We start from the raw sequence: 12,117 nt of genomic DNA, 5'->3' as shown, positions 1-12,117 counted from the left end.
GAATCGTTCTAAGTGAAAGTGTGCGGGATGAGGTTCTTTACGCCCTGGCTTGATGTTTTTATTGCACGCTGGGTTCAGTAATGGATTCCGTACTACTGAGCAATGCATAACTGGCGGGCGTGCCACACATAAGCCCCTATTCTACCCTTGCCGGCGCAAGTTATCCACAGGCGCGGGCAATTATTCCGGCCGCCGGGCGCAAAAAGACCTTGTGGAAAAGAGCCCTAAGTGATTGACAAACAAGCAGAAAATGCGTTCTAATTCAAGGTTCACTGTCCGCTGAATTGCCAGTTTGTGCGTTGACTGTCCCTTGTACATGTTTGTATTTGCCCCGGTTTCGTCCTCCGACGCCTTGGCAGCCTGGTCCAGATCGAATCGCGAAAGGGTAGAAACCCAGCGCTCTGAGTGTGAAGATCCGATTTATTTTTGCTGATTAGCGAGACCAACATGAAACGTACTTACCAACCTTCCGTCGTGCGCCGTAAGCGTACTCACGGCTTCCGCGCCCGTATGGCAACCCGCGGTGGCCGCGCTGTGCTCAATGCACGTCGCGCCAAAGGCCGCAAGCGTCTGGCAGCTTAATCCAGCCGGACGCAACAGCGTTGCTTGCGTGACAGATCAACTCGGCGACCGTTCCCAGAACAGCGTCCAGGACTTTTCACGTGATCGGCGCATCGTTAAAACGGATGAGTTTTCATCCGTTTTTCGTTTGCGCCCTGTGTATAGAACGGCGCACTTCGTCTTGTACACCCGCCTCAATGCGCTGCCGCATGCCCGTCTGGGCGTGGTGGCGGCAAAACGGCTGGCGCCGCGCGCTGTTACGCGTAACACCGTCAAACGCGTTACGCGCGAGCTGTTTCGTCTGACACCATTGCCGCCAATCGACTGCGTTGTGCGTTTATCGAAACCGGTAAACACCAAGGCGGGCCCGGCCACGACTGCGCGCCTGAAGCGAGAGCTGCATGGCGAACTGAAGCAGCTGTTCGCGTCGCAACGGGCTGACAAGTCGTAAGTTCGCCTAAGTTTCGGCTTACTTTTGGGCTTATTTGTATCCGCGGCTTGTATTGTTCCAGCCTGGCCACACATAGCCGGGGCCGGAAGAAGAAGGGAAAAAAGCTGTCATGAAAATGCCTCTACTGTTCCTGTTGCGCCTCTACAAACTGGGCATCAGCCCGTTTCTGGGACAGAATTGCCGTTTTTATCCCAGCTGCTCCGATTACGCAGCCGAAGCTATCCGTACGCATGGCGCCCTGAAGGGCAGCATGCTGGCCGGACGCCGCCTGTGCAAATGCCATCCCTGGCATGCGGGCGGACTCGATCCGGTGCCGCCGCAGCAATCATCCACATCTCCATCTGCAACCAAACCCGCATCGGCCAGCCGATCGTGTGGTTGCGGCCATTCCTGAATCATAGATAAATACTCTTATGGATATCAAACGTACCGTCCTGTGGGTTGTATTTTCGGTTTCGCTGCTGTTCCTCTGGGATCAGTGGCAGCGCCATAACGGCCAGCCGTCGCTGTTCTTCCCAAGCGCCAACCCGACTGTTCCTGCTGCTGCAACCGGTCCTGCCGGCGCTGCCGCATCGGCCGGCGCCAGTTCCTCGGTGCCGCAAGCTTCGGCTGTCGCCGGCGCGCCTGCAGCCGCATCGGCCAGCGCCGTGCCTGCCACCGCTGCCGACGCCAAGGGCGAAGTCATCACCATCACTACCGATGTGGTCAAGGCTGACATCGATACTGTCGGCGGTGAACTGAAGCGCCTGGAACTGCTGAAACACAAGGACACGGTCGACCCGACCAAGAACCTGGTGCTGTTCGACTCCAGCGCTACCCGCACCTACCTGGCTGAAACCGGCCTGATCGGCGGTCCTTTCCCTAACCACAAGTCGCCGTTCACGGCCTTGCCTGGCGCCCGTACGCTGGACAACGGCAACCAGGTGCAACTGGTGCTGGAATCGACCGAAGGCGGCGTCAAGCTGACCAAGACCTACACCTTCAAGCGCGGCGATTATTCGATCGACGTCAAGCACACAGTGACCAACGACAGCGGCGCGCCGGTTTCGCCTTCGCTGTACCTGCAACTGGTGCGCGACGGCAATGCGCCTGAAGGCGAACAGCGTTTCGTGCACACCTTCACCGGCGCTTCGGTGTATACCGAGGCCAGCAAGTTCCAGAAATTCCCGTTCGACAAAATCGAAGGCGGCAAGGCTGACCACGCTACCAAGGCGGATGACGGCTGGTTTGCTTTGATCCAGCATTACTTTGTCTCGGCGTTCATCCCGCAAGACAAGGCGCCACGCGAAATCTTCACCAAGAAGATCGCCACCAACCTGTACGCAGTCGGCAACATCCTGCCGCTGGGCACCATTGCTCCGGGCGCCAGCGTGACCATGGATGCGCGTTTGTATTCGGGTCCGGAAGTGCAAAGCGACCTGGAGGCCATCGCGCCTGGCCTGGAACTGGTCAAGGACTATGGCTGGCTGACCATCATCGCCAAGCCGATCTTCTGGCTGATGACGCAGATCCACAAAGTGCTCGGCAACTGGGGCTGGACCATCATCGCCCTGACCGTGCTGATCAAGCTGGCGTTCTTCCCGCTGTCGGCAGCGAGCTATCGCAGCATGGCCAAGATGAAGCTGGTAACGCCAAAAATGACGTCGATCCGCGAGCGTTTCAAATCCGAACCGCAGAAGATGAACCAGGCCATGATGGAGCTGTACAAGACCGAAAAGATCAACCCGCTCGGCGGCTGCCTGCCGATCGTGGTGCAGATCCCGGTGTTCATCTCGCTGTACTGGGTGCTGCTGGCCAGTGTGGAAATTCGCAATGCGCCATGGCTGGGCTGGATCCATGACCTGGCTGCACCGGATCCGTTCTACATCCTGCCGGTGGTGATGGCGATTTCGATGTTCATCCAGACCAAGCTGAACCCGACCCCGCCCGATCCTATGCAAGCCAAGGTGATGATGTTCATGCCGCTGATTTTCTCGGTAATGTTCTTCTTCTTCCCGTCGGGCCTGGTGCTGTACTGGGTCACCAACAACGTGCTGTCGATTGCGCAGCAATGGGTGATTACCCGCAAGATGGGTGCAGGTCCGGCCAAGGCTTAATATCGCTGTTTGGCGAGTGTCGTAAAAAAGCCCGTGAATGTTCGATTCACGGGCTTTTTTGTGGCCGGCTGCTTGCCGATGTTTCTATTATCAAACAACCCTCGTAGAATAATTCCATGTCTTTCGATTCCTCTCCCATCGCCGCCATCGCCACCGCACCAGGACGCGGCGGCATCGGCGTAGTCCGCATCTCCGGCAAGCATCTCGGTCCCGTCATTGAAGCCGTTTGCGGCATTGCGGAAAACAAGCTGACGCCGCGCCACGCAACCTACCTGCCATTCAAGAATGCCGACGGCAGCGTCATCGATCAGGGGCTGGCGATCTATTTCAAGGCGCCGCATTCGTATACCGGCGAAGACGTGCTGGAGCTGCAGGGGCATGGCGGGCCGGTGGTGTTGCAGATGCTGCTGAGCCGTTGCCTGGCGGCGGGACAGGATATCGGCTTGCGCATGGCGGAACCGGGCGAATTCACGCAGCGGGCGTTTATCAACGACAAGCTGGACCTGGCGCAGGCGGAAGCGGTGGCGGACCTGATCGAGGCGTCTACCGAGGCTGCCGCCAAATCGGCTTCGGAATCGCTGTCGGGGGCGTTTTCCAAAGTAATCCATGCGCTGGTGGGGCAGGTCACGAACTTGCGCATGCTGGTTGAGGCGACCCTGGATTTCCCGGAAGAGGAAATCGACTTCCTGGAAAAATCCGACGCGCGCGGCCAGCTGGCGGCTATCCGCAGCACGCTAGACAATGTGTTCAGCCAGGCCGCGCAAGGCGCCTTGCTGCGCGACGGCTTAAACATCGTGCTGGCGGGGCAGCCGAATGTCGGCAAGTCGTCCTTGCTGAACGTGCTGGCCGGATCCGATGTGGCCATTGTCACGCCGATTGCCGGCACCACTCGCGACAAGGTTACCGAAACGATCCAGCTGGAAGGCATCCCGCTCAACATCATCGACACCGCTGGCATCCGCGAGGCGGAAGACGCCAACGACGAAGTGGAACGGATAGGCATCGAACGCACCTGGGCAGCAGTGGCTAACGCCGACGTGATCCTGCACATGCTGGACGCCAACCACGGGCCGTCGCTGGCCGATGAAAAAATCGTCGCGCGTTTCCCGAACAGCGCGCCGATCATCCGCATCTGGAACAAGATCGACCAGTCGGGCCACAAACCCGCGGTCGATGTGATGAACGATGCTACCCATATCTACCTGTCGGCCACCGACCACCTCGGTATCGACCTGCTGCGCACGGAACTGCTGCGCATCGCCGGCTGGCAGCAGACAGGAGAATCGCGCTACCTGGCGCGCGAGCGGCACCTGATTGCGCTGAAGGCGGCGCGCGACCATTTGGAGATCGCCGACCAGCACGCCTCGCTCGACAACCGGGTCAACGATCAGTCGCTAGATCTGTTTGCGGAAGAGTTGCGGCTGGCGCAGGATCGGCTTAGCAGCATTACCGGGGCGTTTACGCCGGATGATTTGCTGGGGGTGATTTTTTCGCGGTTTTGCATCGGAAAGTAGGAGTATGCGACTTCGCCTCCGCCTCGTTTGCTCAGTGACCGCAATGGTTTTCCTTGTCGGAGGATGCGGGCTGTTCGGCTGCGGCGCTGCAGCAACCAATGGCGCTTCGTTCGCCAGCTGCCGTACCGGCACCAGTTTTTAACCTGGGCAACGGCAATCTCAGAGAGCTTGCATTGCCTGCAGCTTTTCGCACTGGCGCAGCATGCCTGTCAAGATGGATTCTGCTACGTCGCCCGGAAAATCGGCGGGCAACTGACGTGACACGGCTTCGGCGACTCCCCCTGACGCGGCAATTAATTCCTCGATGATTTCTTCGGCGGCATGAGCGCCAAGGCCAACCTGCCGGGCCATCTTGTCCCAATGGCGTCGTTGAATCTGCTCCAGGTGGTAGTAGTTGGCGCTGCCCCGTACCGCCATCGCCAGCCTGGCTTTTTGCGGCGCCAGCTGGTTATTTCCGGCGCCAAGGATGGGATGGGCCGACAAGATATCGTATAGCGGCGTCGCGCGAAACCGGCCGCCGGGATGGTGCGCAATGCTGAAGTTCTTGGCGTGGCCATCGGTAGCGGCCAACAGCCAGAACAGCAGCTGGGCCTTGAAGAAATTGCGCCGGTCAATATTGGCCTGTTCTGATCCTAGCAGCACATCCATGATGTCGGCGATGCCGGGACCGCCGTCAGCCTGGTATTTGTGCAGCGCCGAGGAACCTGTCGCCTGGAAAAAGTCCTCCTGCGGCAAGCGCACGATCCAGCTGGCGTCTGCCGAAAGCCTGCGGTCGAAGCGTTCTACAATCAACGCCTTCTGGTCTTCGTAGCATGCGATGTCGCAAAACGCGACGGGCAAGCCGAAGGCTTCGACGATCTTCGAGCACAGCCATTCATTCTCGACCGAAGTACGCATGTCCGCCTGCATGTGGCCGACAAGACCAAGCGGCAACTTGAGGATATGGCTGGTAGGAGTACTGGCGGCGGGAAGCAGCCATTGTCCTTGATGTCTCAACAAGGCCGTTTTTTCTTGTGCGCCTGCAATGGAGAGGCGCAAATCGTTCTCTTCATCATCCCGGCTCAGCGGCGCTGCCGAGGTGCTCCTGCGCAGCAGGCGGGCGATGCCGCTTTCGTCGAGCGGCTGGCCGGCTATGCTAAACAGGCCAACCGGCTCTTCGCCTGCCGGCAGCAGCTGCACCGCGCCAACGCAGTCGCGCCCGATCGCGGCCAGCAACTGAAATGGCTCAATACCGCCAGTTTGAAAACGCTGCGCCAGGCGCCGGCGTATAGGATCGCTGTCCGGCAGCATATTGTCGAAATAATTCGATACCAGTTCGCCTCGGTATGGCTCATTGTTCGGCGTAAACGGCAAGGACAGGGACAGCGGACGACCTTGCTCATCCTCAAGCCATGCGTCGAAGTAGTTGAACGAGGGGCGGCCGGGTGCAGCAGTCCATTGGCCAACAGCAATACCGTTAAGCCAAATGACGAGGCGTTGGGTGTGCGAGCGTCGTCCCATGTCTCACCACGGCTCTTTTTTTTCTGACGGTGGAACAATTTTACGAAGCGTTTGCGCTTTCTTCGGTTGCTCGGCCTGGGTGGCGTCGCCTGCCTGCGGCGGCTCATGGGCCAATACCAGTTCGACATTCAGGAGACGCATGATCTTGTATAAGCGCTCCACGCTGGTCGAAGCAGGATTGGCCTCGATCTGGGCATAGCTCTGCTGCGTAATGCCAAGCTGGCTCGCCATTGCAGCTTGCGTAAATCCGGCTTCCTTGCGGAATCCTTGCAGGATGGGACGTAATTGACCAAGTGTTTTGATCGGGTAGCTCATTGCAGTCTCCAGCTCCAGTACAAGCATGATGCTGTAATCACAGAATACAGTGTATAACTTGTATTCTTTAAATACAAGCCATAAGCTGTAAAAGCAATTTACAGCTCATAGACTGTTGAGTTGGATATGATGAGCTTTTCATATGGATAAAAATAACTGCAAAAAGGTATTGAAAACCGCCTGGGCAACACAATATTCAATTGGTCTCCTCCAACTCTCCCTAAGTTTTGGATTTAGCCCGCTGCCGCAAGGCTGGCGGGCTTTTTTTTATCTGAATAGCGGGGAGGTGGCGAAGTACCCGGACCAGCAGGGCTATTTCCAACGGCAAATGAAACGTGTACATTGGCTATACAGCCAAACGAAGGGAAGTATGAAACGTCTCTCGACACTTCAGCGCGACAACCCGCTCTATGCGGGTCTGCTATGCATAATCCTGCTGTTTGCCGTTATCAAGGGCGCCGCAGTAGGGATCGCCTACGTCATTGGCGCCACTCTCAAGCTTGGCGTGGTAGGAATAGCCGCTTTGCTGGCCCTGAAAGTGCTGCTGGTAGCCGCCTGGCTTACCCACAGGAAAAAAGACCGGGCCAGGACCTGAGCTAGTAGCGGTTAGGGGGACCATCATCCCTGCGACGATCGCCATCCCGGTCATCGCGGTGGTCATGCCAGTCGCCGCGATCCCGGTAGCCGCCATCTCTCCCGCCGTACGGGGGAACTATGCAGCCGCTGAGCAATACCACCGCCAGACCAAACAAGATTGTGAGACGTTTCATGGCAGGCTCCGGGATTATTGATATCTGTTTCGATCCCAGGGTTGCCTTATCGTTCACTTGAATTTGTCCGGCCGTTCGGTCAGGCTCTCGCGCCAGTCGCCGGAATAGGCGAAGGCCGGTGCGTGGACTTCCTGCGAATACCAGAAATGTGTCCTGACTTTGTGTGTCGGCTCCATGAACCAATGGGCATGTCCGCTTGCATCCACCGCCCACCATCGTGCGCCTTTCGGCGCGTGTTTCCAGTCAACCTCTCCGTACATGCTTGCCTCTTGAAATTCAGCTACAGAATGCATGGCTGCAGGCGGCGGTTTTTGCCGCTTTCACTACAGAAGATCCACGCATTCAAACAGTATGAAAATTTTGGACAGGCACAGCGGGAAGCAGGTTCCGCTATTTATTTACATAGCGCCGTGGCGATGCAACCGCTCGCGGCTGTCGTCCATTTGACCGGGGCGCCGGGTGTCGGCGTCAATATGTAGGTGTCGGTCGCGAGAAGGCCGTCTTTTGCCTGCGGGACAACCATGACAACGCCGTTCTTGACGCTGACCGAAGCCACATACTTGCCTGGATTTCCTGTGGAGTCGGCGGGAATGCCATGGGTGCCACCGTCGCAGCCGGTGCTGGTGTTCAACTGCTGCATGCACGTTTCGACAGCTGGTTTGGCTGCAGTGCCTGCCGCAATCACTTCTGCAAATTTTTCTTTCTTCAAGTGGTTTTGATAGGCCGGGATAGTAACCGCTGCCAGAATGCCAATGATGGCGATGACCAGCATCAGCTCTATCAAGGTGAAGCCGAGGCCCCTGTCGGCAGACAGGCGATGTGACGTTTTCATTTTGCCCTCTCTGATCTGGTGAAGCTTCTGTTAGAGAGTCGAAATCCGGTTTTGTTCTTACTGCTTATGCAAGATGCGGCCTGGATTAAGGCTCGGCAGCCGGAATTGCATTTGAATAACGGCGATCAAATGCAATTCTTCATTCCGTTTTCGCTACATTCATTTACTTAACGTTACAATTGTTGCCCCTCAGAACAACATTGGCTAACGATTGCCCCTACACTGAAGCTACAGAATGACAACATCGGGCGATATCGCCATATGCAACAGTGCTGGCAAACAGGAAACGAAATGAAAAAACTTTTAGCATGTCTGGCGTTCGGCGCCATCGCCGCTGCTGCTTCCGGCAGCGCTGCTGCCGGCGGCGTGAATGTCGGTGTCGGCATTTATGTCGATCCGCCGGTACGGCCGTATTACCCGCCGGTGGTGCAATACGAACCTCGTTACGTTCCTGCGCCGGTGTATTACCCGCCGCAGCCAGTCTATGTAGAGCCGGGCTGGCGCGAGCACCGCGAATGGCGGGAGCGCCGCGACGACGAATGGCGCCGCGAAGAGTGGCGGCGCCGCAACTGGCGTGAACATCGCCGCCATCACGACGACGATGATTGAACCCTGAAAAGCCCGCTGCCCGCGCAATGCCGTTCAGTTAAGTCTGAACGGCATTTTTATTTGCGCCAACTCGTAGGGTGGGCACTTGTGCCCACGCAGACCGTCGGTCATGCGAGAAGTACATACAGCGTGGGCAGAAGATCTGCCCACCCTACGTCATGCCTCTGCCACGGTTTTTTTGGCTATTCAGGGGTCAGCGGTACAGGCAATTGCCGCCATGTCCTTAGCAGGCGCCGCTCTGGCGTATTGAGGCGAATGGCATGCGGTTTGCCGTCGCGGCCCTTGATCACCAGTTGCCGGCGGCCGTCAGGCAAGGTGATGGCGGCGGGAGTGACGGTTGAAGGCGCCACTTCTATCATTGAGACGTTTTTCGGAAAATCGGCGAGGGCAGCATCTGGTGTGGCGCCGCCTGTGCTGTACTCGATTGCGATCAGATACGATTTCCCCTCGGCGGCAGAGTAGGTCAGCACCCACAGCACGCCATCGATGATCTGCAGTTTTCCGACAACCTGGCCGACTTTTTCCGGCAGGTCGATATACCAGCCGCGCTGCTGGTTCCAGTCGACGGCATTGCCGCTCAATTGCCATGTCCCTGTTTCGCCTTCTGCCAGGGTTTGCCGCTGCAACTGATTCCGGTCCGCGATCGGACCGGCGCCGGTTTTTTCCCAGATACCGTACAGGCTTGTCGTTTGCGGCTTGTCGCCGGCGCCGAACATGACGAGGGCGCCGCCCTTGGGATGATGTTCCAGCAAAGGCTGCAGGATGAGGGATTGCGACTTGCCGCTGTCGTCGGCGGCCGCAAACAGCGGCCGGCCATTGAACGCAGCTTGCCAGCCTTGCGGCTCACTTGCGCCCAGGTCGAATTTCCACAGGCTTCCTTGCAAGTCGCCGGCATAGGCTGCGCTTACCTCGCGTTGTTTGCTGAAAACCAGGGCAGGGGTCGACAAACCGTTGGGAGCTTGCGATGCAGCTGCATCGACAACCAGCTTTCTTATCAGCTCGCCGCCGGCAAGTTCGACCAGATACAGCGCGGCATCTTGCTTTGCGCTTTGATAGCCATTGCCGTATATCGCGGCCCAGTCGCCATTGCGCAGGCGAATCGCAAAAGCCTCACCCAGCTGGTAACCCATGTCGTCGTCGGGCGCTCCTTGGCCGTCATCTTCCGCACTTCTCTGCCACAGCAAGGGAAAGCCAGGCGCCGCATCCGGATCGCTGGCGTCCAATGCAAACAGGCTCTTTGCAGCTGCGCCGGTTGAACCCAGCAGAATGGTCTTCCACGCAGCGCTGTCGCCCTTGCCGAGATAGGCGTCGCCGGCTGTCAGCAGGCCGTCGACGAACAACCTGTGCACATAGCCGGCTTCGCTCAATACCGACAAGTTATTAAAAACCGCGCGCGGAATGAAAGCCGATTTTTCCACACCATCGATGGCATCGAAACCATGCAGCATGCCGTCGTTGGCGCCGACATAGAGCATGGCGCGGCGCTGTTTCTTGCTGCTCAAGAAACGCTGGTAACTGTCGCCGCCGGCCTCTGCCGGCAGCCGTTGGTATGCGGAATCGGACAAGCCGACATACAGCGGCACTGAATTGATGATGTCGCCCAGTTTGCCTCGGCGATCGCGGAACCGGCCGCCATGCCGGATTTCCAGCGTATCGTTGCCTCTCAGGTATTGCAATACCTCTTCCGATGACAAGGCTGCTTTTTGCCGGTCATCCAGGTGTTGCCATTCGAATGGAATCGCAGCGTCCTCGTCCGTCGCGGTCAGGATTTGGCGCAGCTGCCAGGCTGGGACCAGGTCGGCGGCGTCCCATTGCGCCGTTCCGGAAACGCCGGTTTCACCGATTGGATAGGCTTTGACGTGACCTTGCCAGGTTGCCGCTTCATAGCTCGCCGTATAAATGAACGGCGGCTCATCCGGCGTATTTTCCGCGTAACCATAGGTCAGCATGCACGCGCAGATACAGGCAAAAACGGCTTTCATGGTTGACGCAAGAGCAGGTAGCTTTGCAACAGCACCACTGCGGCGCTGCTGGCGCCTATGCCTCTTGCCGTGATCCTGAACGCCGGGCGTGGCGGCGGCAGTTGCGGCTGGTACTGCAGGTCGGCATCGAACTGCAGCCGTTCAACCAGGCAGCGCGACGGTGCGGCAGGCTGCGCCCCTTCGCCGGCCTGGCGTGGCACGGCTACCGAAACTTCGCTGTTGCGCCAGCTGTCCGCGATTTCCCAATAGGGTTTGCTGTTGCCGCCATCGACTGGCACCGGCCCTTGCTTAAGCTGCGGAATGGCGATCGGCGACAGTTGCAGCTGGTTTTCGCAAAAACGCAGCGCGTGTTCGGCGGCCTGGAAAGCCATTTGCTGGTTGCCGGCATTGGCCGCCATTTTTTCTTCCAGCAGCGCGGCGCGCAAGACACTGAAGGCGAGCAGCATCATCACCAGCAGGCTGATCAGCAGCATGGGGAGGACCAGGCCCGACTGCCGGCGCAAGGATTTTTTCATGGAAAAAAAGCGGTGGCGATACACATCACATCTTTGTGCAGGGCCGGGTCAGCGGCGCTGGGCAGACAGTTCTTTGCGACCGCGTCAGGCTCTCCGCCGGTGGCAGGCGGATCCAGGAAATACACCTTGACCGTGAAGCCGTCCGCCAGCGAACCGGCGATCTCGCCCCAGCCGCCGGGCACCGCATTGGCGAGGCTGACGCGCCATTCCTGGATATCTTTTGCCGCCAGTTCCTGCGGCGTGCATCCGACCGACTCGGAGCAGGACGGCGCGGATTCCTCGACGGCCGGATAGGTCTGCTGCGACAAGTTGTATGCGCCGCTATCGGCGCCGCGGATATTGGCGCGCACGCGATCGGCCAGGTCGGCGCTGAACTGGCTGGACATGCTGTGCACATGCGCGCTCTTCTGGTAATGCAAGGCGAGGGTCTGCATGCCGATCAGGGCAAACATGGCGAAGGCAGCGATGACGATCGCCACCAGCACTTCTATCATGCCGGTTCCGGATTGCCTGACGGCGTGATTGCCAGCTGGGACCATGCGCTTCCTCTTTTCGATATCGTCTGAAAAGAATTATAGGAATGGCAGCTCGGCGCAGGAATAGCTGGTCCGCTTAAAAAATTTCAGCGATTACTTTATTGCGGTTCAGGCAAATTTGTCCAGCAAGGCAGCCAGGTTCCTGGCGTTTTTTTCGGCTTGCTCCGGATTGGCCGCGGCAGCGGTATGAGTGACGATAGCATCCGTCAGCAAAGTGACGAATGCCCTGTCGAGCGCCTTGCGCGCCGCCGCCAGCTGCTGGGCGACGCCTTCGCAATCGGCCGGCACGGCGGCATTGGCGATCAGTTTCTGCACGCCGCGGATCTGGCCTTCGACCCGCGCCAGCCGGTGCAGCAGATCTTTTTTCTGTTCATCGGTCAGGGCTGTGCCGTGCACTATTTTAACGGGCGTATCGCTCAAAACCTGCCTCCTTCGT

15 protein-coding genes are annotated in these 12,117 nt (G+C 58.3%); 7 read left to right on the top strand and 8 right to left on the bottom strand.

Annotation, left to right across the window (positions count from 1 at the left end):
- The first annotated feature begins 447 nt into the window (after nt 1-447).
- The 5 genes from rpmH (at nt 448) to mnmE (ending at nt 4,622) form a co-directional block, all read left to right on the top strand.
- Nucleotides 448-582, top strand: coding sequence for a 50S ribosomal protein L34 (gene rpmH / locus CFter6_RS25330; RefSeq protein WP_061535510.1), 135 nt, complete (start codon nt 448-450; stop codon nt 580-582).
- 28 nt (nt 583-610) lie between these two features.
- The gene (locus tag CFter6_RS25325) at nt 611-1,012 is read left to right on the top strand and encodes a ribonuclease P protein component (RefSeq protein WP_256381567.1); all 402 of its coding nucleotides are present in this window, start codon (nt 611-613) and stop codon (nt 1,010-1,012) included.
- Nucleotides 1,013-1,121: 109 nt separating this feature from the next.
- The gene (gene yidD, locus CFter6_RS25320) at nt 1,122-1,406 is read left to right on the top strand and encodes a membrane protein insertion efficiency factor YidD (protein ID WP_014008419.1); all 285 of its coding nucleotides are present in this window, start codon (nt 1,122-1,124) and stop codon (nt 1,404-1,406) included.
- 19 nt (nt 1,407-1,425) lie between these two features.
- Nucleotides 1,426-3,108 (top strand): membrane protein insertase YidC, encoded by a 1,683-nt coding sequence (yidC, locus tag CFter6_RS24650; protein WP_061542132.1) that lies wholly within the window; start codon nt 1,426-1,428, stop codon nt 3,106-3,108.
- Between the two features lie 116 nt (nt 3,109-3,224).
- Nucleotides 3,225-4,622, top strand: a complete 1,398-nt coding sequence (mnmE, locus tag CFter6_RS24645) for a tRNA uridine-5-carboxymethylaminomethyl(34) synthesis GTPase MnmE (RefSeq protein ID WP_061542131.1) — start codon at nt 3,225-3,227, stop codon at nt 4,620-4,622.
- Between the two features lie 159 nt (nt 4,623-4,781).
- Here mnmE and CFter6_RS24640 read toward each other — a convergent pair whose 3' ends face one another.
- Entirely contained in the window at nt 4,782-6,122 is a 1,341-nt protein-coding gene (locus tag CFter6_RS24640; protein WP_061542130.1) for a type II toxin-antitoxin system HipA family toxin, read from the bottom strand.
- Nucleotides 6,123-6,125: 3 nt separating this feature from the next.
- Nucleotides 6,126-6,437 carry a helix-turn-helix domain-containing protein gene (locus CFter6_RS24635; protein ID WP_061542129.1) on the bottom strand — a complete coding sequence of 104 codons (312 nt, stop codon included), beginning with the start codon at nt 6,435-6,437 and terminating at the stop codon, nt 6,126-6,128.
- A gap of 142 nt (nt 6,438-6,579) precedes the next feature.
- Here CFter6_RS24635 and CFter6_RS24630 point away from each other — a divergent pair, with 142 nt between their 5' ends.
- On the top strand, nt 6,580-7,032 hold the full coding sequence (locus CFter6_RS24630; RefSeq protein ID WP_061542128.1) for a hypothetical protein: 453 nt from the start codon (nt 6,580-6,582) through the stop codon (nt 7,030-7,032).
- A 228-nt stretch (nt 7,033-7,260) separates the two neighbouring features.
- Here CFter6_RS24630 and CFter6_RS24625 read toward each other — a convergent pair whose 3' ends face one another.
- Nucleotides 7,261-7,467 carry a hypothetical protein gene (locus CFter6_RS24625; RefSeq protein ID WP_061542127.1) on the bottom strand — a complete coding sequence of 69 codons (207 nt, stop codon included), beginning with the start codon at nt 7,465-7,467 and terminating at the stop codon, nt 7,261-7,263.
- 134 nt (nt 7,468-7,601) lie between these two features.
- A complete protein-coding gene (locus tag CFter6_RS26720) occupies nt 7,602-8,039 on the bottom strand; it encodes a pilin (RefSeq protein WP_061542126.1) in 438 nt (145 codons plus the stop codon).
- A gap of 291 nt (nt 8,040-8,330) precedes the next feature.
- Between CFter6_RS26720 and CFter6_RS24615 the strand changes: the two genes are divergently transcribed.
- A complete protein-coding gene (locus CFter6_RS24615) occupies nt 8,331-8,648 on the top strand; it encodes a hypothetical protein (protein ID WP_061542125.1) in 318 nt (105 codons plus the stop codon).
- Between the two features lie 182 nt (nt 8,649-8,830).
- Here CFter6_RS24615 and CFter6_RS24610 read toward each other — a convergent pair whose 3' ends face one another.
- From CFter6_RS24610 to CFter6_RS24595, 4 genes are all read right to left on the bottom strand, one after another.
- The gene (locus CFter6_RS24610) at nt 8,831-10,630 is read right to left on the bottom strand and encodes a pilus assembly protein (protein WP_061542124.1); all 1,800 of its coding nucleotides are present in this window, start codon (nt 10,628-10,630) and stop codon (nt 8,831-8,833) included.
- Nucleotides 10,627-11,145: a pilus assembly PilX family protein gene (locus CFter6_RS24605; RefSeq protein WP_061542123.1), complete on the bottom strand. Its 519-nt coding sequence runs from the start codon at nt 11,143-11,145 to the stop codon at nt 10,627-10,629. The genes CFter6_RS24610 and CFter6_RS24605 overlap by 4 nt, the downstream gene beginning before the upstream one ends.
- Entirely contained in the window at nt 11,142-11,684 is a 543-nt protein-coding gene (gene pilV / locus CFter6_RS24600) for a type IV pilus modification protein PilV (RefSeq protein ID WP_082814976.1), read from the bottom strand. The genes CFter6_RS24605 and pilV overlap by 4 nt, the downstream gene beginning before the upstream one ends.
- A 105-nt stretch (nt 11,685-11,789) precedes the next feature.
- Nucleotides 11,790-12,101 carry a metal-sensitive transcriptional regulator gene (locus CFter6_RS24595; protein WP_061542121.1) on the bottom strand — a complete coding sequence of 104 codons (312 nt, stop codon included), beginning with the start codon at nt 12,099-12,101 and terminating at the stop codon, nt 11,790-11,792.
- Between the last annotated feature and the right edge of the window lie 16 nt (nt 12,102-12,117).

It is taken from the genome of Collimonas fungivorans, from assembly GCF_001584145.1.
Classification (GTDB): domain Bacteria; phylum Pseudomonadota; class Gammaproteobacteria; order Burkholderiales; family Burkholderiaceae_D; genus Collimonas; species Collimonas fungivorans.
This window is presented reverse-complemented; position numbering and strand designations above follow the sequence as displayed.

Excerpts from the sequence above, each read along its gene's own strand:
- mnmE (WP_061542131.1), top strand. The coding sequence starts at position 3,225 with ATGTCTTTCGATTCCTCTCCCATCGCCGCCATCGCCACCGCACCAGGA.
- rpmH (WP_061535510.1), top strand. The coding sequence starts at position 448 with ATGAAACGTACTTACCAACCTTCCGTCGTGCGCCGTAAGCGTACTCAC.
- pilV (WP_082814976.1), bottom strand. The coding sequence starts at position 11,684 with ATGGTCCCAGCTGGCAATCACGCCGTCAGGCAATCCGGAACCGGCATG.
- CFter6_RS24635 (WP_061542129.1), bottom strand. The coding sequence starts at position 6,437 with ATGAGCTACCCGATCAAAACACTTGGTCAATTACGTCCCATCCTGCAA.
- CFter6_RS24640 (WP_061542130.1), bottom strand. The coding sequence starts at position 6,122 with ATGGGACGACGCTCGCACACCCAACGCCTCGTCATTTGGCTTAACGGT.
- CFter6_RS24630 (WP_061542128.1), top strand. The coding sequence starts at position 6,580 with ATGGATAAAAATAACTGCAAAAAGGTATTGAAAACCGCCTGGGCAACA.
- CFter6_RS24605 (WP_061542123.1), bottom strand. The coding sequence starts at position 11,145 with ATGAAAAAATCCTTGCGCCGGCAGTCGGGCCTGGTCCTCCCCATGCTG.
- CFter6_RS26720 (WP_061542126.1), bottom strand. The coding sequence starts at position 8,039 with ATGAAAACGTCACATCGCCTGTCTGCCGACAGGGGCCTCGGCTTCACC.
- CFter6_RS24625 (WP_061542127.1), bottom strand. The coding sequence starts at position 7,467 with ATGTACGGAGAGGTTGACTGGAAACACGCGCCGAAAGGCGCACGATGG.
- CFter6_RS24610 (WP_061542124.1), bottom strand. The coding sequence starts at position 10,630 with ATGAAAGCCGTTTTTGCCTGTATCTGCGCGTGCATGCTGACCTATGGT.
- yidC (WP_061542132.1), top strand. The coding sequence starts at position 1,426 with ATGGATATCAAACGTACCGTCCTGTGGGTTGTATTTTCGGTTTCGCTG.
- CFter6_RS24615 (WP_061542125.1), top strand. The coding sequence starts at position 8,331 with ATGAAAAAACTTTTAGCATGTCTGGCGTTCGGCGCCATCGCCGCTGCT.
- yidD (WP_014008419.1), top strand. The coding sequence starts at position 1,122 with ATGAAAATGCCTCTACTGTTCCTGTTGCGCCTCTACAAACTGGGCATC.